The 23040-nt window shown below is 61.3% G+C and carries 22 protein-coding genes; 16 read left to right on the top strand and 6 right to left on the bottom strand.

All coding sequences use genetic code 11. The features are described 5' to 3' along the window. Window positions 1–426: an EamA family transporter gene (locus BJF91_RS12205; RefSeq protein ID WP_075614798.1), complete on the top strand. Its 426-nt coding sequence runs from the start codon at window positions 1–3 to the stop codon at window positions 424–426. Window positions 427–603: 177 nt separating this feature from the next. After that, entirely contained in the window at window positions 604–1437 is an 834-nt protein-coding gene (locus BJF91_RS12200) for an FkbM family methyltransferase (RefSeq protein ID WP_075614797.1), read from the top strand. 12 nt (window positions 1438–1449) lie between these two features. Here the strand turns inward: BJF91_RS12200 and BJF91_RS12195 are convergent, their stop codons facing one another. After that, complete coding sequence (locus BJF91_RS12195; protein ID WP_075614796.1) at window positions 1450–2235, bottom strand: TSUP family transporter; 786 nt, start codon at window positions 2233–2235, stop codon at window positions 1450–1452. Window positions 2236–2575: 340 nt separating this feature from the next. Between BJF91_RS12195 and BJF91_RS12190 the strand changes: the two genes are divergently transcribed. The 8 genes from BJF91_RS12190 to BJF91_RS12155 all read left to right on the top strand — a co-directional run bounded on the left by BJF91_RS12190 (window position 2576) and on the right by BJF91_RS12155 (window position 12132). After that, a complete protein-coding gene (locus tag BJF91_RS12190) occupies window positions 2576–3916 on the top strand; it encodes a sirohydrochlorin chelatase (protein ID WP_075614795.1) in 1341 nt (446 codons plus the stop codon). A 921-nt stretch (window positions 3917–4837) separates the two neighbouring features. Next, window positions 4838–5509, top strand: coding sequence for a precorrin-8X methylmutase (locus tag BJF91_RS25330; RefSeq protein WP_075615593.1), 672 nt, complete (start codon window positions 4838–4840; stop codon window positions 5507–5509). Then, window positions 5502–6728, top strand: a complete 1227-nt coding sequence (cbiE, locus tag BJF91_RS12180; protein WP_075614794.1) for a precorrin-6y C5,15-methyltransferase (decarboxylating) subunit CbiE — start codon at window positions 5502–5504, stop codon at window positions 6726–6728. Before BJF91_RS25330 ends, cbiE begins: the two co-directional genes overlap by 8 nt. Continuing rightward, window positions 6725–7465 (top strand): precorrin-2 C(20)-methyltransferase, encoded by a 741-nt coding sequence (cobI, locus tag BJF91_RS12175; RefSeq protein ID WP_075614793.1) that lies wholly within the window; start codon window positions 6725–6727, stop codon window positions 7463–7465. Before cbiE ends, cobI begins: the two co-directional genes overlap by 4 nt. Before the next feature lie 12 nt (window positions 7466–7477). After that, on the top strand, window positions 7478–9301 hold the full coding sequence (cobJ, locus tag BJF91_RS12170; protein WP_075614792.1) for a precorrin-3B C(17)-methyltransferase: 1824 nt from the start codon (window positions 7478–7480) through the stop codon (window positions 9299–9301). A 1-nt stretch (window position 9302) separates the two neighbouring features. Continuing rightward, window positions 9303–10079 (top strand): precorrin-4 C(11)-methyltransferase, encoded by a 777-nt coding sequence (cobM, locus tag BJF91_RS12165; RefSeq protein ID WP_075614791.1) that lies wholly within the window; start codon window positions 9303–9305, stop codon window positions 10077–10079. A 68-nt stretch (window positions 10080–10147) separates the two neighbouring features. Then, window positions 10148–11107: a nucleoside hydrolase gene (locus BJF91_RS12160; RefSeq protein WP_075614790.1), complete on the top strand. Its 960-nt coding sequence runs from the start codon at window positions 10148–10150 to the stop codon at window positions 11105–11107. Window positions 11108–11559: 452 nt separating this feature from the next. Beyond that, entirely contained in the window at window positions 11560–12132 is a 573-nt protein-coding gene (locus BJF91_RS12155) for a chemotaxis protein CheD (RefSeq protein ID WP_075614789.1), read from the top strand. Window positions 12133–12154: 22 nt separating this feature from the next. Here BJF91_RS12155 and BJF91_RS12150 read toward each other — a convergent pair whose 3' ends face one another. Both BJF91_RS12150 and BJF91_RS12145 read right to left on the bottom strand, forming a co-directional pair. After that, the gene (locus BJF91_RS12150; RefSeq protein ID WP_234801618.1) at window positions 12155–12874 is read right to left on the bottom strand and encodes a cobalt-precorrin-6A reductase; all 720 of its coding nucleotides are present in this window, start codon (window positions 12872–12874) and stop codon (window positions 12155–12157) included. After that, complete coding sequence (locus BJF91_RS12145; protein ID WP_075614787.1) at window positions 12858–13985, bottom strand: cobalt-precorrin-5B (C(1))-methyltransferase; 1128 nt, start codon at window positions 13983–13985, stop codon at window positions 12858–12860. Before BJF91_RS12145 ends, BJF91_RS12150 begins: the two co-directional genes overlap by 17 nt. A 249-nt stretch (window positions 13986–14234) precedes the next feature. On the opposite strand from BJF91_RS12145, the gene cobA reads away from it, so the two are divergent. From cobA to BJF91_RS12115, 6 genes are all read left to right on the top strand, one after another. Continuing rightward, entirely contained in the window at window positions 14235–15110 is an 876-nt protein-coding gene (gene cobA, locus BJF91_RS12140; protein ID WP_075614786.1) for a uroporphyrinogen-III C-methyltransferase, read from the top strand. Next, a complete protein-coding gene (locus BJF91_RS12135) occupies window positions 15107–16417 on the top strand; it encodes a cobyrinate a,c-diamide synthase (RefSeq protein WP_075614785.1) in 1311 nt (436 codons plus the stop codon). The genes cobA and BJF91_RS12135 overlap by 4 nt, the downstream gene beginning before the upstream one ends. Beyond that, window positions 16414–17427 carry a threonine-phosphate decarboxylase CobD gene (gene cobD / locus BJF91_RS12130; RefSeq protein WP_210288951.1) on the top strand — a complete coding sequence of 338 codons (1014 nt, stop codon included), beginning with the start codon at window positions 16414–16416 and terminating at the stop codon, window positions 17425–17427. The genes BJF91_RS12135 and cobD overlap by 4 nt, the downstream gene beginning before the upstream one ends. After that, window positions 17424–18395: an adenosylcobinamide-phosphate synthase CbiB gene (gene cbiB, locus BJF91_RS12125; protein WP_075614784.1), complete on the top strand. Its 972-nt coding sequence runs from the start codon at window positions 17424–17426 to the stop codon at window positions 18393–18395. Before cobD ends, cbiB begins: the two co-directional genes overlap by 4 nt. A 125-nt stretch (window positions 18396–18520) precedes the next feature. Then, window positions 18521–19936, top strand: a complete 1416-nt coding sequence (gene mgtE / locus BJF91_RS12120) for a magnesium transporter (RefSeq protein WP_075614783.1) — start codon at window positions 18521–18523, stop codon at window positions 19934–19936. Between the two features lie 158 nt (window positions 19937–20094). Beyond that, on the top strand, window positions 20095–20481 hold the full coding sequence (locus BJF91_RS12115; RefSeq protein ID WP_075614782.1) for a MerR family transcriptional regulator: 387 nt from the start codon (window positions 20095–20097) through the stop codon (window positions 20479–20481). Window positions 20482–20505: 24 nt separating this feature from the next. On the opposite strand, the gene BJF91_RS12110 is transcribed toward BJF91_RS12115, so the two are convergent. From BJF91_RS12110 to BJF91_RS12100, 3 genes are all read right to left on the bottom strand, one after another. Continuing rightward, the gene (locus BJF91_RS12110; protein WP_075614781.1) at window positions 20506–20982 is read right to left on the bottom strand and encodes a methyltransferase family protein; all 477 of its coding nucleotides are present in this window, start codon (window positions 20980–20982) and stop codon (window positions 20506–20508) included. Window positions 20983–20994: 12 nt separating this feature from the next. Beyond that, window positions 20995–21963, bottom strand: coding sequence for a heparan-alpha-glucosaminide N-acetyltransferase (locus tag BJF91_RS12105; protein WP_075614780.1), 969 nt, complete (start codon window positions 21961–21963; stop codon window positions 20995–20997). A 98-nt stretch (window positions 21964–22061) separates the two neighbouring features. Beyond that, entirely contained in the window at window positions 22062–22835 is a 774-nt protein-coding gene (locus tag BJF91_RS12100) for a DUF599 domain-containing protein (RefSeq protein WP_075614779.1), read from the bottom strand. Window positions 22836–23040 lie beyond the last annotated feature (205 nt).

Raw genomic sequence — 23040 nt, 5'->3', positions numbered from 1 at the left:
ATGGCACAGAGCTGGCTTTTCTGGGCGCTGCTCTCGGCCGGCTTTGCGGCGCTGACGGCGATCTTCGGCAAGATCGGCGTCGCTGGCGTCAATTCGGATCTCGCTACTCTTATCCGCACAGTGGTCATCATCGTCATGCTGGCCGGCATCGTTACCGCGACCGGTCAATGGCAGTCACCGGGAACCATCAGCGCCAAGACCTGGATTTTCCTCGGTCTCTCCGGCCTTGCCACCGGCGCCTCCTGGCTCGCTTATTACCGGGCACTGAAGCTCGGCAATGCCTCGCAGGTCGCACCAGTCGACAAATTTTCCATCGTACTGGTGGTGATATCAGGCGTGATTTTTCTTGGCGAGAAGGTCTCGCTTGTGCATTGGCTGGCAGTGGCCCTGATTGCCAGTGGCACCATCGTGATGGCGGTGTTTTGAGTAAGGCCTCAACGGTTGCGCCGGCAAGGCATCATCGCAACTTTCATGAGAATCTGCTTGTAAAGAAATGTTTGATTCATCATATTCGGGAATCATAGAGGCACGATAAAGACCTGCCTCGCCCGTCTGTCGATGATGCATGGTGCAATCCTGAGACACTCAGAAGGATGCGCAATCATGCTGCCACGTGTCGATATGGTGCGAACGGAGACGTTCGATTATTTGCTTTTCCATTGCCGCGATCACATTTCGAACGTCATTCGCAGCGGCGAGCAATGGGGTAAGACGGAAATCACCCTCTGCCGCTACCTGACCACAGAGACTGAGAATGCCATCGTCATTGATGCCGGCGCCAATCTCGGTACGTTTGCCTTGCCGGTTGCGCGCCATCTGGACGCATCAGGCGGCCGCGTCTACTCCTTTGAGCCGCAGCGGATCGTGTTTCAGCAGCTCTGCGCCAATGTGATCGTAAACAGCCTCGGCAACGTCTTTGCCCACAACGTCGCCCTGGGCGATGACCACGGCATGATCGAAATCCCGGAGCTGGATTTTTCCAGCAGCCAGAACATTGGCGGCCTCTCTGTCGATCCCGCCTTTCGCGAACGGATCTTTGCTGATGCGGAGAAAGGCATCAACATCAAGAACGTCGTGGACGGTCGCTACGGCAATTACAAGGTACGAAAAATCCCGTTGGACAGCCTGGAACTGTTCGAAAATGTTCGCTTCATCAAGGTGGATATCGAAGGCTGGGAACTGGAGTTTTTCCAAGGTGCCGTCGAGACATTGAGACGCAACAATTTCCCGCCTATTGTCTTCGAACTCTGGCCTTTCGAGTGGTATCGGGAAAAGGGCAGGCAGACGGTGGCCTTCCTTGAGGATCTCGGCTATCGCCTGACGCCCTTCGACCGGGAAATCCTCGCCCAGCATCCCGCCTATGAACGGCAACTGCGCTTCGACGGCCAAAGCGGCAAGGTGTCCATGGATATCAGGGCCGAGCGTCTCTCGGCCTGACGGGAGTTGTGATCAAAACCCGATCCAGACCCGGATCGGGTTGGTCGGATCGAGCAACAGCTTACCGGCGAGGCTGAGGCAGGTAACGATCAGCAGTGGTTTGATGACGCGCGCGCCGATGCGCATCGCCACACGCGATCCGGTCTGGGCACCGAGAAACTGGCCGATGCCCATGACGATGCCGAGCTTCCAGAGGATCACGCCGTTGAACAGGAAGACGGCGAAGGCGCCGACATTCGAGCCGAAATTCAACAGCTTGGTGTGGGCCGTCGCCTTCAGCAGGCCGAAGCCGGCCATGGAGACGAAGGCGAGCATGTAGAAGGAGCCGGCACCGGGGCCGAAGACGCCGTCATAAAGCCCGACCAGCGGCGCGAAGGTAAGACCGAAGACGAAAGGCGTGAGCCGCTGGTGGGTGTCTATGTCGGACATATCAGGCTTCAGCGCGAAATAGGCGGCAATGGCGATCAGCAGGATCGGCATCGCCGCTTTCAGCACATCGCCGGGGACATGGGTGGCAATGACGGCGCCGAACATGCTGCCAATCAGCGCCATCAGAGCCATCGGCAATTGTTTCCTGAGATTGACATGACCCTTGCGCGCATAGGCGATGGTTGCCGAGGCCGAGCCGAACATGCCCTGCAGCTTGTTGGTGCCGAGCGTTTCCAGCGGTGGAATGCCGGCAATCAGCATGGCTGGAATGGTGATCAACCCGCCGCCGCCGGCGATTGAATCGATGAAGCCGGCGACGAAGGCGGCAAAAAACAGGAAGATCAGGGCCTGAAGGGCAATATCGGTCATGAATGGGGGATCCGGCGGAAGGTGGGCTTGTCGCCTCCTTACGCCGATCCGGTCGCTTTCGTAAGCCGGAAAAGCAGGTGATTGGGAAAATCAGCAGGCAAACAACCGGTGCACTCTGAAGATCTGAGGTTAATTGCGGTTTGACCCGGCACCGGTGCTTCGCTATTCCTCCCATCATGATGTGCGACGGCGCCTGTTCGACAGGCTGGAATCGTCCGGTGCGGCCGACCCAAGCAGGGGGCCAATTCCGGAGCTGTCCCAAAGGCCATTGGAGCGACCGGCAAAACCGGTGGCTCCGGCGCTTCGTACATAAGCGAAACGAAGCAGGGAGCCTTATGTCATGGCGGAAAAACTCGGAATCATGGTCTGCGGTCACGGTAGCCGCAATCAGAATGCGGCGCGGGAATTCGCCGTCATCGCCGAAGGGCTGAAGGCCCGCAATCCCGACATGCCCGTGGAATACGGCTATCTCGAATTCTGCAATCCCGTCATCGCCGCCGGTCTCGATGCGCTGAAGGCGCAGGGTGTGACGCGGGTTCTCGCCGTGCCGGGCATGTTGTTTGCCGCCGGCCATGCCAAGAACGACATTCCCTCGGTTCTCAACACCTACCAGGCGCAGAACCCTGGCATGGTGATCAATTACGGCCGCGAGCTTGGCATCGACCTCAAGATGATCCGCGCCGCCGGTGACCGCATCCAGGCGGCGGTGGATGAGGCCAATGAGCGGCTGGGCTTCGTCGACAAGCACGAGACGCTGCTGATGGTGGTCGGGCGCGGCTCGTCCGATCCCGATGCCAATTCCAATGCCACCAAGGTCATGCGCATGCTGTGGGAAGGCATGGGTTTCGGCTGGGGCGAGACCTGTTATTCCGGCGTGACTTTTCCGCTGGTGGAGCCCGGCCTGACCCATGCCGCCAAGCTCGGCTACAAGCGCATCGTCGTCTTCCCCTATTTCCTGTTTACAGGCGTGCTGGTGAAGCGGATCTACAGCTATACCGACGAGGTGGCGGCGCGCCATCCCGAGATCCAGTTCGTCAAGGCCAGCTATCTCAACGATCACCCGCTGGTGCTCGACGCCTTCCAGGATCGCGTGCGCGAAATCCTCGAAGGTGCGGCCGTGATGAACTGTCAGATGTGCAAATATCGCGAGCAGGTGCTTGGCTTCGAGGCCGATATCGGCCGTCCCCAGGAAAGCCACCACCATCATGTCGAGGGCATCGGTGGCGGGCTGGAAAACTGTCCCTGCCAGGGCGATTGCGATGCCTCCTGCCGCGATCCGGATTTCTGTCGTGAGCATGGCCTGCCCTGGACGCCGGTGCATAGCCATGCCGATCCGGCGCCACTGGAACCCGCTTTCGACTACTCCGCCTCAACCACACTTGGCGGCAAATATGGGCATCTCCTGAATGCCAGCCCGGATGCGGAGCTGGAGGCGGTGATGAATGCGCCTTCGAGTGGTAGGGCTGCCGCCCACGAGCATGGTCCCGATTGCGGCTGCGGTCATCATCATGACCATGATCACGCGCATCACGATCACAGCCATCACGATCACGGACATGATCATGGCCATAGCCATAGCCACGGGCATGATCACCAGCACGATCATAACCACAGCCACACCCACGCCCCATACCCGCATGCGGATCATCCGCTGGGGCCGAAGTCGATGAAGAAGAGCTGAATGCCCCTGTTCGACCGCATCCTTGTCGTCGATTGGTCGGGCGCAGCCAAGCCGGTGACGGGAAAGAACTCCATCTGGGCCTGCCTTGTCGACTGCGGCGAGGCGGGAGCGGTCGAGCTGTGGCTGGAGAATTTTCCGACCCGGGCGACCTTCATGGCGCGGTTCGCCCAAGTGGTCGATGCAGCGCTGGCCGACGGCAAGAGGCTGCTGGCCGGGTTCGATTTTGCCTTCGGCTATCCGCAAGGCACGGCGGAGCGGCTGACGGGGTCTGCTGACTGGCAGAGCCTTTGGCGCAAGATCGCTGCTGAAGTAGAAGACGCCGCCGACAATGCCAATAACCGGTTTGCGCTCGCCGGCCATTGGAACAGCACGTATTTCGCCGACGGCGCACGCTTTTGGGGCCGGCCGCAAGGGCTTGATATCGAAGGGCTGCCGGCCACCCGCCCCCTGGTGCCGGTGGAGAAGCCGCTGACGATGCGGACGTCAGAGCGCTATGCCAAGGGTGCGAAATCAGTCTGGCAACTGGCCTATGCCGGCTCGGTCGGCAGCCAGAGCTTGCTTGGTATTGCCCGGCTGTCGCGCTTTCTCGATAGCCATGCTGAGCGTGACCGGATTGCCGTCTGGCCGTTCGAAACCGGCTACGATGACATCCTCGAGCGATCGGTTGTGCTGGCGGAAATCTATCCGTCGTTATTTTCGCTCCCGCGAGACGGTGCAGATGTCAAGGACGCGGCGCAGGTGCGACGGGTCGCTGAAAGCTTTGCCGGCTTCAATGCGGCCGGACGCTTTGGTACGCTCTTTGGCCGTCCGGCGGGGCTGTCGGATGAGGAGATCGCCATGACGGTACATGAAGAAGGCTGGATTCTTGGCATTGGCCATGCCGATTTGGATGTGGCGGTCGACGAGCTACCGCAACAGGAGCTGCCTGACGTTGCGGAAGATGCTCCTGTCGCCGTCGGTCTCAGCTATGTCAGAGACCCCGCGGAGATCTATCGCCAATCCTTCGAGACCATCAGGCGCGAGGCCGATCTCGATCGCTTTCCGGCTGTCATGCAGCCGCTCGTGGTTCGACTGATCCATGCCTGCGGCATGGTCGATCTTGCCGAAGATATCGTGTTTTCCGAGGGCGCCTTCGAGGCCGGGGCAGCAGCACTTGCGGTGGGTGCTCCCGTGCTTTGCGATGCCGAGATGGTGCGGCACGGGATCATCAAGCGGCTGCTGCCGGCTGAAAACGAGACTGTCTGCCTGCTCAATGACGTGCGCGTGCGACCGCTCGCCGCCTGGAGCCGCACGACCCGGTCGGCAGCGCAGGTCAATCTCTGGACCGGCCAGTTGGAAGGGGCAGTGGTTGCCATCGGCAATGCGCCGACAGCGCTCTATCACCTGCTGGAACTCATCGATCAGGGTGCGCCGAAACCGGCGCTTATCCTCGGCTTTCCCGTCGGTTTCGTCGGCGCTGCCGAAAGCAAGGCGGAACTGATCGCCAATAACAGGGGCATTCCCTTCATTGCGGTCAAGGGCCGACGGGGTGGTTCTGCCATGGCCTCTGCCGCTGTCAATGCGCTGGCCGGAGGACTCGGCGGCAATGACTGAGTCACTTCCGAAACCTTGGCTGACCTTGATCGGCATTGGCGATGACGGACTTCAAAGCCTGACCCCGCTGCAACTGGCACATCTGCAGACGGCCGAGGTGCTTTTGCTGGGTGAGCGTTTGGAACATGCGGTGGCCGATGCCACTCCCAATGTCCGGCGCATCCTCACCTGGGGTGCAGGCTTTCGCGAAACGCTGGAACAGCTTTTGCAGCTGCGCGGCACGCCTGTTGTGGTGCTGGCGACCGGTGATCCCATGCATTACGGCATCGGCGCCACCTTGCGGCGCTATCTGCCCAGCGAGGAGATGCGGATCCTGCCGGCTCCGTCTGCCTTTTCGCTTGCCGCCGCCCGGCTGGGCTGGCCGTTGCAGAGTGTCGCACAGATCTCGCTGCATGGCCGGCCGCTGGCCTATCTCGTCAGGCACGTGCTGCCTGGTGCGCGCATCATCGCTTTGACCTCGAATGCCGGAACGGTGTTCGAGGCTGCCGATCTCCTGGTAAAGCGCGGCTTCGGCGCATCCATGCTGCATGTGCTGGAACATATGGGCGGGAACCAGGAGCGGGCCGTGCATCTGACTGCGGATGCGTTGCTGGCCGAGGCACCCGTGCTTGCCGATTTTAACACGCTCGCCATCGATTGCGCCGCGTCTGGGCCTGTTCTTTCGCCGGTGCCGGGCCTGCCGGACGATGCCTTCCGCCACGATGGGCAATTGACCAAACGTGAGGTGCGGGCGGCGACGCTGGCTTTTCTCGCACCGTTTCCCAACGCGCTGCTCTGGGATGTCGGAGCCGGCTGTGGGTCGGTCGCCATCGAATGGTTGCGGACAGGCATGGGCACGCGGGCAATTGCCATAGAGCCGAAGCCGGAGCGGGTGGCGATGATCCGCGCCAATGCCGAGACGCTTGGCGTGCCGGATCTTGAGCTTGTCGAGGGAACCGCGCCCGCCGCCCTTGACGGCTTGGAAAGCCCGGACGCGATCTTCATCGGCGGTGGCGTCACGACCGATGGCCTGTTCGAGACCTGCTGGCAGGCGCTGAAGCCAGGCGGGCGACTGGTCGCCAATGCCGTGACGCTGGAAGGCGAGGCGGCTTTGATTACTCTGCGGGGCCAACATGGCGGCGAAATGAGCCGGATCTCGGTGTCGCGAGCCGCACCCGTCGGCCGGTTCTGCGGCTGGAAATCGCTGATGCCCGTCACGATCTGGAGTGTGGTGAAATGACCGGTAAGCTCTACGGTTTGGGGCTCGGCCCCGGCGATCCCGAACTCATCACGCTCAAGGCGCATCGCATCCTGACCTCGGCACCGGTCATCGCCTATCCCGCGCCCGATACCGGGCCGAGCTTTGCCCGACAGATCGCCGGTCCCTTTCTGCGGGCGGATCAGCTGGAAGTGCCCATGATCGTGCCGATGCGGGTCGAACGCTTTCCGGCGCAGGATATCTATGACGCCGCTGCCGTGACGCTGTCGCATCATCTCGATGTGGGATCGGATGTTGCCGTGCTCTGTGAGGGCGATCCCTTTTTCTACGGCTCCTTCATGTATCTGTTTGCGCGGCTGGCCGGGCGCTATGAGACTGAAGTCGTGCCAGGCGTCTCCTCTATGATGGCGGCGGCGGCTGCTTATGGTCGACCCTTGGCGGCGCGCAATGACGTGCTGACCGTGCTGCCCGGCCCGCTGGACGATGAGGCGCTATCGGCGCGGATCGCGGCGGCGGATGCGGTTGCGATCATCAAGCTCGGCCGGCATTTTTCGCGTATCCGCGCCCTGATCGCATCACTTGGTCTCACCTCTGCCGCCGGCTATGTCGAGCGGGTTTCGCTGTCCAATCAGCGCGTTCTGCCGCTCAATGCCGTCGCTGAAGATGTCGCCCCGTATTTCTCGATGATCCTGATCTACAAGGGCCAGGAAGGCTGGGCGCATGCCAGTCATTCGTCCCAATCAGCCGCCCAAATCTAGTGAAAGACCGCAATGAGTGTTGTGCCCAAACCCGCCATCGTGCTGCTGATGCCCTCCGCCCTGCCGCTGGCCCGCCGGTTGGCCGAGGCGCTGGGAGCCGAAATCCACGGCGCGACGCCGCGCGTCGAGGGCGCGGATATTGGCTTTTCCGATGTGAAGAGCCACGTTCGTAAATTGTTTGAAGCTGGAAGGCCGATCATTGCCGTCATGGCTTCGGGCGCGCTGATCCGGCTGTTGGCGCCATGCCTTGCCGACAAGCAGACGGAACCGCCGGTGCTGAGCCTGTCGGAAGATGGCGCGACGGTCGTGCCGCTGCTGGGCGGGCATCACGGTGCCAATGATCTGGCGCGGCGGGTGGCGCAGGTGCTGAATGGTTATGCGGCGATCACCACCGCCGGCGATCTGCGCTTCGGCATGGCGCTGGATGCGCCGCCGGAGGGTTATGTGCTTGCCAATCCGCAGTCGGCCAAGGCCGTGATGGCGGAACTGGTGGCTGGCGCGTCTGTGCGGCTGCAGGGTGAGGCGGGCTGGCTCACATCCTCCCGGCTGCCTTTTGCCGATGATGGAGCCGTGACGATCACCGTTACCGAGCAGCCGAAAGCGCCGCAGGATTTGGAACTTATCTACTACCCTCGCACCCTGGTGCTGGGCATGGGCTGCGAGCGGCATGCCTCGGCGCAGGAGGCGATTGCGCTTGCGACGCAAGCGCTGGAACAGGCCAATGTCTCCCCACTGAGCCTTGCCGCCATCGCCTCCATCGATCTGAAGGCAGATGAGACGGCGATCCATGCGGTGGCGGCGCATTTCGGCGTGCCGGCCCGGTTCTTCACGGCAGAACGGCTGGAGCAGGAAAGCCCGCGCCTTCAGAACCCATCCGAGATCGTTTTTGCCGAAGTCGGCTGCCACGGCGTTGCCGAGGGGGCGGCGTTTGCGGCGGTCGGAGGCCATGGAAGTTTGTTGCTCCCTAAGATCAAATCGAAGGGCGCCACCGCCGCTATCGGCCGTGCCACTGGTGTTGTCCAGTCGGAGACCGTCGGACGTGCCCGCGGCACGCTGTTCGTGGTCGGCATCGGGCCGGGATCGGAGGCCTGGCGCTCGCCTGAAGTGTCACGGATGGTGGAGAGCTCAAGCGATCTTGTGGGCTATTCGCTCTATCTCGACCTGCTCGGACCGCTGGCTGCTGGAAAGACCCGCCACGATTTCGACCTTGGCAAGGAAGAGGCCCGCGTCGTGCATGCGATGGAACTGGCGGGCGAGGGCAAGACGGTGGCGCTGGTCTGCTCCGGCGATGCTGGCATCTATGCCATGGCGACTCTGGTCTTCGAACTCCTGGACAAATGCGGCGTCAGCGATGCGGCGAGCCGCATTGCCGTGCAGGTCTCGCCGGGCATTTCGGCGCTGCAGGCTGCTGCTGCCCGGATCGGTGCGCCGCTCGGGCATGATTTCTGCACTATCTCGCTGTCTGATCTGCTGACCCCCTGGGAGCATATCCAGCGCCGGGTGAAGGCGGCGGGTGAGGGTGATTTCGTTATCGCCTTCTACAATCCGGTCTCGATGAAGCGACGCACCCAGCTTGCCTATGCCCGCGATCAATTGCTGACTTATCGGCCCGCCGATACGCCGGTCATTCTTGCGACCAATCTTGGCCGTCCCGGCGAGTTGGTGCGGGTGGTGCCGCTTGGTGGTCTCGATGTCGATGACGTGGACATGCTGACTGTCGTCGTCGTCGGCTCGTCCGAGAGCCGCAGCGTGAAGACCGGCGACGGCAAGACCTGGGTTTATACGCCGCGCGGCTATTCCGGCAAGGCCGGCACGGCGATGCAGAAAGAGGCATGACATGACCGTTTATTTCATCGGCGCCGGTCCCGGCGCGCCAGACCTGATCACCGTGCGCGGGCTGCGGCTGATCGAGCGCTGCCCCGTCTGCCTCTATGCGGGATCATTGGTACCGGAAGAAATCGTGAAGGCCACGCCTGCGGATGCCTTGGTCAAGGATACCGCGCCCATGCATCTCGACGACATCATCGCTGAGATCGCCGCAGCCCATGAACGCGGCCAGGATGTGGCCCGCGTCCATTCTGGAGATCCCGCTATTTATGGCGCCATTGCCGAGCAGATGCGCAGGCTCGATGCGCTCGACATTCCCTATGACGTCGTGCCTGGCGTGCCGGCTTTTGCGGCTGCCGCCGCCAGGCTGAAGACCGAGCTGACCCTGCCCGAGGTGGCCCAGACCGTGATCATCACCCGCACGGAGATGAAGGCCTCGTCCATGCCGGAATTCGAGACGCTGGAGATTTTGGGCAAATCCCGCGCCACACTGGCTATCCACCTGTCGATCCGCAACCTCAACCATATCCGCGAAACGCTGGTGCCTTATTACGGCGAGGATTGCCCTGTGGTGATCGCCTATCGTGCCACCTGGCCGGACGAGCTGTTTATCCGCACGACGCTGAAGGACATGGCCGAGGAAGTGCGCAAGGCAAAGATCACTCGCACGGCGCTGATCATGGTCGGCAAGGTGTTCGGCGACGTCGCGTTTCGCGACAGCGATCTCTACAATGCCGAATTTTCCCACGTGCTGCGCAATGTCGGCAAGAAAAATAAGTCGGCCTAACGCAGTGGCCGGTTGCGGCACCGTTGCAGCTGGCTATGCTCGTGTTCAAACGAAAAAGAGGTCAGGCCATGCATAAGGTTATTTTCGATACGGACCCCGGCGTCGATGACGCGATGGCGCTGTTGTTCCTGCACCATAGCAAGGATGTCGATCTGCTGGGCATCACCACCGTATTCGGCAATGCAACGATCGAGACGACGACCCGCAATGCGCTCTACCTGAAGCAGGAATGGAAAATCGAAGCACCCGTCGCCAAGGGCGCGGGCGAGACCTTCATTCCCCACCGCGTCACCCATGCCCCGCCGACCTTCATCCATGGCGATGACGGGCTGGGCAATATCGGCGTGCCCGATACCATCGACGTGCCGCTCGACCCGCGCCCGGCTCACCGCTTCATCGTCGAGACGATAAGGGCCAATCCGGGCGAAGTGCGCATTGTCGCAGTTGGGCGAATGACGAATCTTGCCAATGCTTTGAAGGAAGATCCTGAGATCGTTTCTCTGGTGAAGGATATCGTCATCATGGGTGGCGCCTTCGACGTCAACGGCAATGTCACGCCAGCGGCCGAAGCCAATATCCATGGCGATCCCGAAGCCGCAGACGTGGTGTTTACGGCAGGCTGGCCGGTGGTCGTCGTCGGGCTTGATGTAACGTTGAAGACGGTCATGACGCGTCAGGCGCTGTCGGATATTCGCGATGCCGCCGGGCGGCGGGCGCAATTGCTATTCGATCTCTCGCAATTCTACATCAAGTTCTACGAGAGCCGGGTGCCTGACGGCATGGTCGTGCATGACAGCTGCGCCTGCGCCTATGTGGTGGCGCCTGATCTTTTCACCACGCGATCAGGCTCGATCCGTGTCGTCTGCGGCGGCATCGCTGATGGCCAGACCATCCAGAAGCCCGACAGCATGGGCTTCGGACCGAGCGATTGGGATAACCTGCCGAGCCAGACGATCTGCACCGACATCGACGCAGATGCGGTGTTGAAATTGATCCATGACACGATTGTGTCGGTGCAGGAAAGCTGACCCTTATTCCGTCGGAGTTGGCCGCAGGCGGTTGGCGGACAGAACCGACGGAAAGGCTGAGGCCTGCCGGGTATGGCCCTCAGCGGATCGTTTAGCAGACTCTCCGCTGACCTCTGCCGATATGGTGTTTCGCTCTGAAACGATTGCGCGCCGGGACTAACCATGCGGTTATCCGGAATTTCAGCAATCGGAAAAAATCCAGAGGCTTCCAAAAACACAAAGACCCTTAATGCGTTTCAGTCGATACACTCATCAAAACAATGCTTTGATGAGTGTCTTGGTCTGCGCTGGCGGTCTGGTCAGCGTCGCCGTAGACAGCATGTTAAGGTGCTGTTGACCGTGTCTGGATCAAAACGGTACAGAAGTAGCTTCCCCCATCTAAATCTATGGTATTTTTTGCAATGGATCTATGCTTTTATTAGAAAGTCATGAAGCAGGGTGTGTAGCGTCAAATGTCTTTCGAGTGGAATATCGGCGTTGCGTCGAAGACGGCTCGACCCGCTCATCGGATCATGGTCGCGCAGGGCGAGCACGTGATCACGGATGACCGCAATGTGGTTCTCTCAACGGTTCTCGGTTCCTGCGTTGCCGCATGCATTCGTGACCCTGCCATCGGCCTTGGCGGCATGAACCATTTCGTGTTGCCCGGGCCGATCAACCGGACGATGGATCGTTACGAAGCCGCCCGTTATGGCTGCTGGCTGATGGATGCGCTGGTCAGTGATCTCATCAAATACGGTGCCAATCCACGCCGGCTGGAAGCCCGCATTTTTGGTGGTGCTAGCCCGGCCGGCAATAATTTCTACAACGTCGGTGCGCGCAATTTCGATTATGCCCGGCTGTTTCTCGCAAGCCGCAACATTACCGTAATCGAAGAAAGCATGGGCGGACCGCGTGGCTGCAAGCTCGAATACTGGCCGGCCTCTGGCCGCGCTGATTGCGTCGCGCTGCCCGATCGCATCCGTCATGCGAACATTGAAGACGCAGCTATCGCTGGCCTCCGTGTGGCCGCAAGTCGGGCTTGACAGAGAGAGTACGGCCAGCGCGTCAGTCTGCGTCAGAAAGCTCTGCGAAAGGACGGCCAATGATCACGATGGGCAAGCGCATTTCCCTTGCAGCAATGATCTTGCCATAGCCGGCGTCGCCGCCGGAATTGCGCGCCACGATATGGTCGATACCGTAGGTCTCAAACAGGCGTCGCTCCTCCTGCCAATCGGCTGAGGCTTTTCCCAGCACAATCGTGGCATCTGCAAAGGGTAGGGGCTGCTTTGGTGCATCCACCATGCGGATCACGAAACGGCAATCCTGGCGCCGTGCAAAAGCATCGATGTGCTGGCGGCCCAGCGCTAGGAACACGTGAGCGCCTGGCGGAAGGGCTGCCACCGCCTGTTCGAGACTGTCGACTTCGATCCAGATGTCGTCGGCCTGCTTCTCCCAAGGCTTACGGCTGTGGACGGTGAGAGGTACATGGGCCTTGGCGCAGGCTGCGATCGCATTCTCGGAGATCTGCCGCGCAAAGGGATGAGTGGCGTCGATCACGCGGCTGACATCTTCCGCCTTGAGATAGGCAGCAAGCCCGTCTACGCCGCCGAAGCCGCCGATGCGGACCTCGCCGGGTGGCAAGACCGGATCGTCGGTGCGCCCGGCAAGGGCGGTGATCACCCTTGCCTGCCCCTTCTCGCTCAACGCTGCCGCAAGTTTTGCCGCCTCGGCTGTGCCGCCGAGAATGAGGATGGTTTCGACAGCCGCATCAGGACGCCCGGGCAAGGATGGCTCCCGCGCGGTCGGTGACAACGACATCCACGACAATATCGGCGCCACGCAGTACCGCGAGCGCCGTCTGGCGTGCACGCTCGGCAACTGGCGTGGCAATGTCGAGGCCGGCGCCCCTTGTGCGTTCGAGGATTTCAAGCGCGGTATTGGCGGAGCGAATTTCAGTCCTCAAGTCCTTCGTGAGTAAATCACTACAGATCAATGTTTCCATGAAGATATTGTCGATTTGGCTTCGGCTGGAATGCAGGTCGAGTGCGCCTTGGGCAAGCTTGCTCATCTTAGCGAAGCCACCTGCAATCGTCAGTCGTGGTACCGGATGCTGACGCAGATATTTCAGCAGGCCACCGGCAAAGTCGCCCATATCGAGCAGTGCTTCCGTCGGCAATCCATAGATCGCCTGTGCCGTCCGTTCCGAGGTCGAGCCGGTCGCTCCGAGCACATGGGTAAGGCCCATGGCGCGTGCGACGTCGATGCCGCGATGGATGGAATGGATCCAGGCGGCGCAGGAAAACGGGTGGACCACGCCCGTGGTGCCGAGCACGGAGAGGCCGCCGACAATGCCGAGGCGCGGGTTCCAGGTCTTTTGCGCCAGTTCTTCGCCGCCGGGGATCGAAATGGTGATTTCAATGTCCGGTGCGATGGAGTGAAGCACGGCAAGCGCCTCGACTTCGGCCGTCATCATCGAACGCGGCACCGGGTTAATGGCGGGTTCGCCGACCGCAAGCGGCAGGCCGGGCTTGGTCACCGTGCCAACGCCATCGCCAGCCAAGAAGCGAATGCCGGAGCCTTCGGCAAGCCGCCGGACCGTCGCGATTACGGTGGCACCATGGGTGACATCGGGGTCGTCGCCAGCGTCTTTGATGATGCCAGCGGAGGCCTTATCCTTGCTCAGCGCCTCCTGGGCGAGAGCGAAGGCAGGCTCCTGGCCGCCGGGCAGCCGGATCGAGACAGGATCTGGAAACTCGCCCGTCAGCAGCGCCGTCAGTGCCGCCTTTGTCGCCGCAGTAGCGCAGGCGCCGGTCGTCCAACCGGTGCGCAGCGCGCCGCCTGGCTTGCGCGGGGCAGCGGCGTCGTGCAGGTCGGACGGCGTTTCGGGATCGGTCATAAGGTCTTATAGAGTTTGTCAGGGAAAAGTGGAAACCGGTTTTCCCGTCCGACAAACGAAAAGCAAGCCAAGCGTTTGTCAGAGAAAAGTGGAAACCGGTTTTCCTGCCAGCGAACGAAAGTGCCTGATGACCGGGTGCCAGCGTCCAGACGCTACGTTGCACATCACTCCGGCAAGATAGCCTGCGGCTTGATAAATTTCGCGCAGAATCGATTTCGGTTTGGTCGATTATGCAGTAGAGCATGGACCATGATGAAAGACGTTTTCGAGCCTTTGCCGCAGCTGGAGCCCGGCCATGTCTGGCTGGCTGGCGCCGGTCCCGGAGATCCGGGTCTGCTGACGCTGCTGGCGGTGCGTGGCCTGTCGATGGCCGATGTCGTCGTGCATGACGCGCTGGTCGACGAGGCCTGCCTAGCCTATGCCAATCCGGCGGCGGAACTGGAATATGCCGGCAAGCGTGGCGGCAAGCCGTCGGCCAAGCAGCGCGATATTTCGTTGCGGCTGGTCGATCTCGCCAAATCAGGCAAGCGGGTGCTGCGGCTGAAGGGGGGCGACCCCTTCGTGTTCGGGCGCGGCGGCGAGGAGGCGCTGACGCTGGTAGAGCATGGCGTGCCCTTCCGCATCGTGCCCGGCATCACCGCCGGCATTGGCGGGCTGGCCTATGCCGGTATTCCCGTCACCCACCGCGAGGTCAATCACGCCGTCACGTTTCTGACGGGCCACGATTCGTCCGGTGCGGTTCCCGATGCTATCGATTGGCGGGCGATTGCCAAGGGATCGAAAGTGATCGTCATGTACATGGCGATGAAACATATGGACCATATCGCCGCGCAATTGATCGCCGCCGGCAGGTCGTCCCAAGAGCCGCTGGCTTTCGTCTGCGATGCCGCGACGGACCGCCAGAGGGTATTGGAAACCACGCTCGGCGCCGCCGAGGCGGACATGAAAGCAGCCAGCATCCAGCCACCAGCAATCGTCGTGATCGGCGATGTCGTGCGGCTGCGTCCCTCGCTCGACTGGCTCGGCGCGCTCTCGGGGCGGGCGTTGCAGCCGGACCCGTTTGCCGAAACCGACCCGATCCGCGCGCCGTTGCAAGGACATAGCTTGCGAGGAAGCGGCGCATGAGCGGCCTTCTGATCGCAGCACCGGCTTCCGGTTCCGGCAAGACCACGGTTACGCTTGGCCTGTTGCGAGCACTGAAAGATGCCGGTCATCGGCTTGCGCCGGGCAAGGCGGGTCCTGATTATATCGATCCGGCCTTTCATGCGGCGGCAAGCGGCGAGACTTGCCTGAATTTCGACCCTTGGGCCATGCGCCCGGAACTGGTCGCCGCCAATGCCGCGCTGCATCGCCAGGGCGGGCGCACGCTTGTCATCGAGGCGATGATGGGGCTTTACGACGGTGCGGCCGATGGCACCGGCTCGCCCGCCGATCTCGCCATCATGCTCGGCCTGTCTGTCGTGCTGGTGGTCGATTGTGCACGGATGTCCCAATCCGTCGCCGCCCTTGTCAAGGGTTTCTCCGATTTTCGCTCAGGCCTGCTTATGGCTGGGGTCATTCTCAACCGGGTCGGCAGTGACAGGCATGAGATGATGCTGCGCCAGGCGCTGGAGGCGGTGCGCATACCCGTCCTCGGCGTCATCAGGGCCGATGCGGCGCTGTCGCTGCCGGAGCGGCATCTGGGTCTGGTGCAAGCGCAGGAAATCTCAGGCCTTGAGGCTTTTATCACTCATGCCGCTGATGTGGTGGAGGCCGGCTGCGATCTTGAAGCGATGCTGCGCGCGGCGGCCCGCTCACCTGATCCGGTCTCGGATGCCAATATTGCCCGGCTGGCACCGCTCGGCCGACACATTGCCGTGGCGCGGGACGAGGCTTTCGCCTTTTGTTACGATCATATGCTGCTCGGCTGGCGCCGGCGTGGCGCCGAGATCAGCTTCTTTTCGCCGTTGCAGGATGAGGTGCCAGCTTCTGGCGCCGATGCCATCTATCTGCCCGGCGGTTACCCGGAACTGCATGCTGGGCGGCTTGCCGGGGCCTCTGCCTTCTGCGCTGCGATGCGGCTGGCCGCCGAACGTGGGGTGAAGATTTTCGGCGAATGCGGTGGTTACATGGTGCTGGGTGAGGTCCTCACCGATGCCGAGGGGCAGGACCATGCCATGCTCGGCCTCTTGCCGCTGAAAACGAGTTTTGCCACCCGTAACCGCCATCTCGGCTACCGCGTGCTGCGGCCGCTGTCGCAGGAGATTTTCAATCATCCGATGACCGGGCATGAATTTCATTATTCCACCGTTGTCGAGGAAGGTGAGGGCGACCGGCTGTTCGAAGCATCAGATGCCCTGGGGCAGTCCTTGGGCGAGGTCGGCTTACGGCGCGGGCGGGTGGCCGGTTCCTATATTCACATCATCGACCGGTTCGGCGAGGCACGCGCATGAGTACCGACGTGATGGCACCGATTGCCCATGGGGGCGGTCTGGCGACAGCAGCGCGTCGCTATGGCGGCCGGATCGAGGACTGGCTCGACCTGTCCACTGGCATCAATCCTTGTCCGCCGGACTTGCCCGCTATAGATGCCCGCGCCTGGCATCGTCTGCCCGACCGCGAGCGGGAAGAGGCGGCGCGGCTCGCGGCACGGGTTTTCTACGGCTCCGGGTCTATTCTGCCGCTGCCGGTGCCCGGTACCCAATCGGTGATCCAGCTTTTGCCGCGTCTGCTGAAAACCGGGGCGCGGGCCGCGATCCTTGGGCCGACCTATGGCGAATATGCCCGCAGCCTTGCCCTTGGCGGCGTCGCTGTTGATCAGATCGATACGTTGGAGGCGGTTACCCCGGCGCATGGGCTGGTCGTGGTGGTCAATCCCAACAATCCAACCGGCCGACTGATCGCCACCAGCGACCTTGCCGCCCTGGCGCGGCGCTTGGCGGCGTCCGGCGGGTTGCTGCTTGTCGATGAGGCCTTTGCCGATGTCGAGCCGCAGTCCTCGCTGGCTTCCGTGGCTGCGGATCATGATAATCTCCTGCTGTTTCGCTCCTTCGGCAAGTTCTTTGGGCTTGCGGGCCTGCGGCTTGGGTTCGTCATTGCGCAGGAGCCTATCCTGGAGCGTTTCGCCGAATGGCTCGGCCCTTGGGCGGTTTCGGGACCGGCGCTTGCCGTGGCATCAGAGCTGTTTGCCGGTGATTGCCAGGTGATCCGTGAGCGGATCTTTGCCCGAAAGGCCGGACTTGATGAGGCGCTTGCAAGCGCCGGAATGAATGTCCTCGGCGGCACGCCGCTATTTGCCTTGGTCGATCATCCCGATGCGGCAAGCCTGCATGCGCATCTGGCGCGACATCACATCCTGACGCGGGCCTTCGACTACGCGCCGTCCTGGCTGCGGATCGGGCTTGCGCCGGATGAAGCCGCCGATGCGCGTCTGGGCGCCGCCTTGCAGGCATACCAGCCATGATCGAGGCGCATCTTCTCCTGCTGTTTTTGGCACTTTTGCTCGACCGGGTGGTCGGCGATCCCCCATGGCTTTGGTCGCGGCTGCCGCATCCGGTCGTGCTGTTCGGCAAGGCGATTTCGTTTTTCGACCAGCTGCTCAACCGACCCGGCTTTCCTGATGGCTTGCGCAGGGCGGGCGGGGTCGTGACCATCCTGCTGCTGCTGGCGCTGAGCCTTGCTGTCGGCGTCGCCCTGCACCTGATATTTGCAGCACTCGGCCTGCTCGGTCTGCTGCTGGAGGTCGTCGTCGCGGCCGTATTCCTGGCCCAGAAAAGCTTGATCGATCATGTCGTGGCCGTGGCCGATGGTCTGCGCCATGATGGGCTTGCCGGTGGGCGCCGTGCGGTGTCGATGATTGTCGGGCGCGATCCGTCCGTTCTCGATGAAGCCGGGGTAGCGCGGGCGGCGCTGGAGAGCCTGTCTGAAAATTTTGCCGATGGCGTCGTCGCGCCTGCCTTCTGGTATGGATTGCTCGGCCTGCCCGGCCTGATCGCCTACAAGATGCTGAACACTGCCGATTCGATGATCGGTCATAAAAGCGAAAAATATCTTCGCTTCGGCTGGGCCTCGGCGCGGTTGGACGATGTCGCCAATTGGCCTGCGGCGCGGCTGGCGGGGTTTCTGATCCTCTGTTCCTGCTGGATTAGTCAGGGCCGCGCCGCTGCGCGCCGTGGTTTGTCCGTCGTCATGACCGACCACGGCCTGCACCGCTCGCCCAATTCCGGATGGCCGGAGGCGGCGGCGGCAGGCGCGCTTGACGTGGCGCTCGCCGGGCCGCGCATCTATGGCGGCGAAAAGGTGCAGGAACCGATGATGAACGCCGCCGGTGAGCGGGTCATCGGCGGTGCCGATATCAGGCGCGGGCTGGGGCTGATCGACGGCGCCTGGCGGGTCGGCGTTGGTCTGGTCATCGTTATGATGCTGATTTAGCCAAAGTTATTGCCGTTTTTGGTGGCATGTGTCGTTTCTGTCATGCAGTTATGGTGAAGCTCTAGGACAAGACACCGGGATTCGTTTGGAGCCGGTGTCAGGAGCTTAGAATTGGGAGCGCGAGCATGAACGACATCGACGAGCAAGTGCGCCCGCGCCAGTCCCGCGACGAGGAAAAGGCTGATATTTACGACGAGGACGGCTCGATCCGCAGCGACTTTCGCGCTCTGGTCGGCGCCGCGATTGCCGACCGTGATGTGCTGTTCCTGCGCAAGGAAGTCGCGCATCTGCACGAGTCCGAACTCGGCCATTTGATCGAGGCGATACAGCCCGATCAGCGTCTGGCGCTGATCACCCTGCTCGGTGATGATTTCGACATGACGGCGCTGACCGAGGTCGATGACGCCATCCGCCTGCAAATCGTCGACCAGATGCCGAACGAGCAGATCGCTGCTGCTATCGGCGATCTCGATTCGGACGATGCCGTCTACATTCTCGAAGATCTCGACGAGGAAGACCGCGACGAGATTCTCGCGCAATTGCCCTTCACGGAACGGGTGCGGCTGCGCCGGGCGCTGGATTATCCGGAAAGCTCGGCCGGCCGGCGCATGCAGTCGGAGTTCGTTGCCGTGCCGCCTTTCTGGGCGGTTGGCCAGACCATCGATTACATGCGCGAAGAAGAGGGCCTGCCGGAAAGTTTTACCCAGATCTTCGTCATTGATCCGACCTTCAAACTACTTGGCGTCGTCGATCTCGACCGCATCCTGCGCACCAAGCGGCAGGTGAAGATCGAAACCATCATGCGCGAGACCAATCACCCGATCCCGGCCGAAATGGACCAGGAAGAGGCAGCCCAGGTGTTCGAGCAATACGACCTTCTGTCGGCGGCTGTTGTCGACGAGGGTGGGCGGCTGGTCGGGGTGCTCACCATCGATGACGTGGTCGACGTGATCCAGGAAGAAGCCGAGGAAGACTTGATGCGCCTCGGCGGCGTCGGCGATGAAGAACTGTCCGACAGTATTCCCGAGACCTCCCGGTCTCGCGTGCCCTGGCTGCTAGTCAATCTGCTGACGGCTATCCTCGCCGCCTCGGTCATTTCGCTATTCGAGGCGACCATTGAGCAGATAGTGGCGCTGGCCGTGCTGATGCCGATCGTTGCCGGCATGGGCGGCAATGCCGGATCGCAGACCATGACGGTGACGGTGCGCGCGCTTGCCACCCGCAATCTCGACATTCACAATGCCTGGCGTGTCGTGCGCCGCGAGGCGGGCGTTGGGCTGCTCAACGGGTTGATCTTCGGCGTGCTGATCGGCGTGACTGCGGGGCTCTGGTTTCAGGACGTCAATATCGGCGGCATCATCGCCGCAGCCATGCTGATCAACATGATGGCCGCTGCCATCGCCGGCATTCTCATTCCACTGCTGCTCGACAGGATCGGCGCCGATCCGGCGGTGTCTTCGGCAGTGTTCGTGACGACAGTCACCGATATCACTGGATTTTTCTCGTTCCTCGGCCTCGCCACGTGGTGGTTTGGGATATAGGGCGACGGGCCTGTTGACGTCGTTAAGCTGCGTCTAGCTGAAGCCTCCCTTAATTCACAGGGTAATGCCGCATCCGGGACAGGTTTCGGGAACAAAAATTGACTTTTACGTCAAAGTTAATAGAGTGAGAGGCTTGAACGACAGGGAATGTCACGGCCTTGAAGAAATCTTACAGCATCACCGAGCTGACCCGCGAATTCGGCGTATCGACCCGCACCCTCAGGTTCTACGAGGACGAGGGGCTGATTCATCCCGAGCGCAAGGGGCGGACCCGTGTCTATCGCGGCGCCGATCGGCATCTGCTGAAGGAAATTCTGCGTGCACGGCGGATCGGCTTCACTGTAGCAGATATCCGTGAAATTATCCATGTCTACAAGCAGCCGCCGGGCGAAATCGGCCAGCTGAAGCTGATGATGAAGCGCATCGACGAGAAGCGCGATGAATTGCGCCAGAAGCGCAAGGATATTGAAGAGACTTTGGCCGAGCTTGATCAGGCTGAAGAGGCCTGCCTGACGCGGTTGGTCGAGATCGGTGTCGGATCGTAACCTGGACCCGGCACCGTCATTCTGTCAGAGCCAGCGCCGAGTATTCTGGCAATAGCGTTCGAAATCGACACCGAAGCGGACGAGGAGATGCATTTCCTCGCATCGGATCGCCACCATGGTGGTGAGCATCGCGGTCAGCGGTGCGGCCAGAATCAGCCAGACATTGCCAAGGATCATGCCCGCCGCAATCATCAGCAGCGTATAGCCGAGATAGATCGGGTTGCGTGAATAGCGGTATGGCCCGCCGGTTACCAGTCGTCTTGCACATTGATGCTGGCTGAGCGGCGTGTAGTTGGACATCAGGGTCTTGATGGCCCAGAAGTCGATGGCGAGGGCGCTGGCAGCGATCATCGCGCCAGTCATCCAGATCACCGGTTCCCGGTCCTCGAAAGGGCTGACCGGGGCAAGATAAGTATCAAGCAGAAAAGCAATTACACAGGCGCCGACATAGAGAAGCGGCGGCCATGGGTATTTCAGCGGCTTCATGCGATAGGCGTTCATGTCAAGGACCCTTTATTGGCTGGCGATCGTGCATTCCCGCGCCAGTTTCAGGACCCTTTCATCTTGTGCCGCTATGATTGCCCCAGACTGGAGCGGTTCGAGCATGTTGCCTGTTTGCAGTTTCTCCAATGTGCAGCCGCAGAACCGCTGGCAGAATCCAGCCTCGCTGCCGTTTGCCGTGCAGGACTGCTGGCAGCTGCGGTTATAGGCAGCGGCGCGATCCGGCGGTGGCGGAGCAACGACCAGAGTCGCTAAATACACCAGGGCAAACAGCACCGGCTGATGAACGAGATAGAAGACCAGGCTGTGGCGGCCTGCTGTCGCAAGCAGCTTCGGCCCGGACGGACCCCTGGCCAGTTTTTCAAACAGATTGAAGTGCAGGCAGAGCTTTGCCACTGCGATGCCTGAGAGGACGGCGGCAAACCAGGGAAAGACCGGCACATAGTCATTCGACCGCGGCAGGCTTTCCGACAGCCCAAGCCACCAGAAATAAGGCGCATCAAAGACCGAGGACCGCAGGTAGAAGGGTAGGGCCAAGGTGCCAGCGGCTGCGAGCGCTGTGATGATTGCGGGCACGCGCAGGAAGACAAGACCGATCAGGCTCATCAGCGCAATGGCATGCAGGATGCCGAAAAAGATCCAGCCTTGCCCGATGGCGAAATAGGTGACGAGGGAGATGGCGAGTGCGCTTCCGGCGATCTGCACCATTCGGCGACCGAAGGCCGGCCAGCGAATGCCACGGCGATGGGCCAGCACTAGTCCGATGCCGACCAGGAACAGAAAGGTCGAGGCGATGCAGCGGGCATAGATCTTCAACGGCCCGGTTTCCGCCGTGCCGGGGTCAAGGTAGCCGAAGAATTCCAGGTCCCAGGTGAAGTGATAGGAGGCCATGGCGAGAAGCGCCACGCCGCGCAAAGTATCGAGCAGACCGATGCGGGATGACGGTTTCTGATCGGAAAGGATGTCGTTTGTAAAAGCCACTCTTGGTCCTAAAACAAATGAGACGGCGGCATGTCTGCCGGTGATCGGGCCTGCACCCTGGATGAAGGGCAGGCGGTCCGTTGGAATTCCGGCGTTTCCTACACCATCCCTGCAGAACTGTCGCGCTCGGTTTCGCTTTCGGGTGCCAAACCAAGGCTCCGGATCATTTGGCCGGGCGGTGCCATGGGATGTTTCAGCATGGCGGCCAGCCGGGCATTGGAGAAGAACTGACGATGAATCAGCACCACGAAGATCAGCAGCGTCGTCGCCATGAACATATAGGCGTTGAGAAACCAGCCGAGATAGCCCAGCGACATGAAGATCGCCCGCAGGCCCGCGTTGAAGTTTTTGGCGGCAATGACGTTCATGGCAATCACGGTTTCGGCGGCGTCCTCAGCCGCAACCGGGTCCTGGCGTACTTCAGTCAGCATCGGCAAACCGCCGAAGAGAATGGTGCAGTAGTTAAACAACCGGTAGGACCAGCCGAACTTGAAGAAGGCGTAGCCGAAAATCGCGATCAGGCCACAGGTTTTCAGCTCAAAAGCAGCCCGGCCACCTGCGCCGAAAAGCGGGAGGTCACGCAGCACCAGATCGACCTTCTCGGTGGCGCCGAGCATGGCGAAACAGCCGCCAATAGCGATAATCGATGTAGAAGCGAAAAAGGCTGTACCGTTTTGCAGGCCGGCCAGGATCTGGGTGTCTATCATCCTGAGGTCGCGCTTCAGCGCATTGAAGATCCAGACGCGGCGGCGCTCAGTCATAATGCGGCTGAGGCTGGCGCGGGATTTGACGATATCGCTCTGGGTGAGCACCGCAAGCCCGGCCCAACCGCAGACAAAGAGCAGTAGCGCGACGCTATCAAGAATGGTCATGTCCAATACGCGCCTTCAGCTTCTGTTGTTATGGATGAAAACAACCGCGAATCTAGCTTTTCCTCGCTAGATCATGAGGGCTCTGCCTCGTTTCGCAAAGGGCCGGAAGCCGTTTTCATAACCGAAATTGTCGCGATGAAATTATTTGGTTCGACCTGCTGCGGCCGCCCGGCCTCGTTGAGACTCCGCCTCTTCTATACCGCAA

The organism is Gillisella taibaishanensis, from assembly GCF_001938985.1.
Classification (GTDB): Bacteria; Pseudomonadota; Alphaproteobacteria; order Rhizobiales; family Rhizobiaceae; genus Allorhizobium; species Allorhizobium taibaishanense.
Note: the sequence above shows the minus strand (reverse complement) of the source record. Positions and strands in the feature narration are given on the sequence as shown.

What these genes read in the sequence shown, in the direction of transcription:
- BJF91_RS12205 (WP_075614798.1), top strand. Translation starts at nt 1, where the DNA reads ATGGCACAGAGCTGGCTTTTCTGGGCGCTGCTCTCGGCCGGCTTTGCG.
- BJF91_RS12200 (WP_075614797.1), top strand. Translation starts at nt 604, where the DNA reads ATGCTGCCACGTGTCGATATGGTGCGAACGGAGACGTTCGATTATTTG.
- BJF91_RS12195 (WP_075614796.1), bottom strand. Translation starts at nt 2,235, where the DNA reads ATGACCGATATTGCCCTTCAGGCCCTGATCTTCCTGTTTTTTGCCGCC.
- BJF91_RS12190 (WP_075614795.1), top strand. Translation starts at nt 2,576, where the DNA reads ATGGCGGAAAAACTCGGAATCATGGTCTGCGGTCACGGTAGCCGCAAT.
- cbiE (WP_075614794.1), top strand. Translation starts at nt 5,502, where the DNA reads ATGACTGAGTCACTTCCGAAACCTTGGCTGACCTTGATCGGCATTGGC.
- cobI (WP_075614793.1), top strand. Translation starts at nt 6,725, where the DNA reads ATGACCGGTAAGCTCTACGGTTTGGGGCTCGGCCCCGGCGATCCCGAA.
- cobJ (WP_075614792.1), top strand. Translation starts at nt 7,478, where the DNA reads ATGAGTGTTGTGCCCAAACCCGCCATCGTGCTGCTGATGCCCTCCGCC.
- cobM (WP_075614791.1), top strand. Translation starts at nt 9,303, where the DNA reads ATGACCGTTTATTTCATCGGCGCCGGTCCCGGCGCGCCAGACCTGATC.
- BJF91_RS12160 (WP_075614790.1), top strand. Translation starts at nt 10,148, where the DNA reads ATGCATAAGGTTATTTTCGATACGGACCCCGGCGTCGATGACGCGATG.
- BJF91_RS12155 (WP_075614789.1), top strand. Translation starts at nt 11,560, where the DNA reads ATGTCTTTCGAGTGGAATATCGGCGTTGCGTCGAAGACGGCTCGACCC.
- BJF91_RS12145 (WP_075614787.1), bottom strand. Translation starts at nt 13,985, where the DNA reads ATGACCGATCCCGAAACGCCGTCCGACCTGCACGACGCCGCTGCCCCG.
- cobA (WP_075614786.1), top strand. Translation starts at nt 14,235, where the DNA reads ATGATGAAAGACGTTTTCGAGCCTTTGCCGCAGCTGGAGCCCGGCCAT.
- BJF91_RS12135 (WP_075614785.1), top strand. Translation starts at nt 15,107, where the DNA reads ATGAGCGGCCTTCTGATCGCAGCACCGGCTTCCGGTTCCGGCAAGACC.
- cobD (WP_210288951.1), top strand. Translation starts at nt 16,414, where the DNA reads ATGAGTACCGACGTGATGGCACCGATTGCCCATGGGGGCGGTCTGGCG.
- cbiB (WP_075614784.1), top strand. Translation starts at nt 17,424, where the DNA reads ATGATCGAGGCGCATCTTCTCCTGCTGTTTTTGGCACTTTTGCTCGAC.
- mgtE (WP_075614783.1), top strand. Translation starts at nt 18,521, where the DNA reads ATGAACGACATCGACGAGCAAGTGCGCCCGCGCCAGTCCCGCGACGAG.
- BJF91_RS12110 (WP_075614781.1), bottom strand. Translation starts at nt 20,982, where the DNA reads ATGAACGCCTATCGCATGAAGCCGCTGAAATACCCATGGCCGCCGCTT.
- BJF91_RS12100 (WP_075614779.1), bottom strand. Translation starts at nt 22,835, where the DNA reads ATGACCATTCTTGATAGCGTCGCGCTACTGCTCTTTGTCTGCGGTTGG.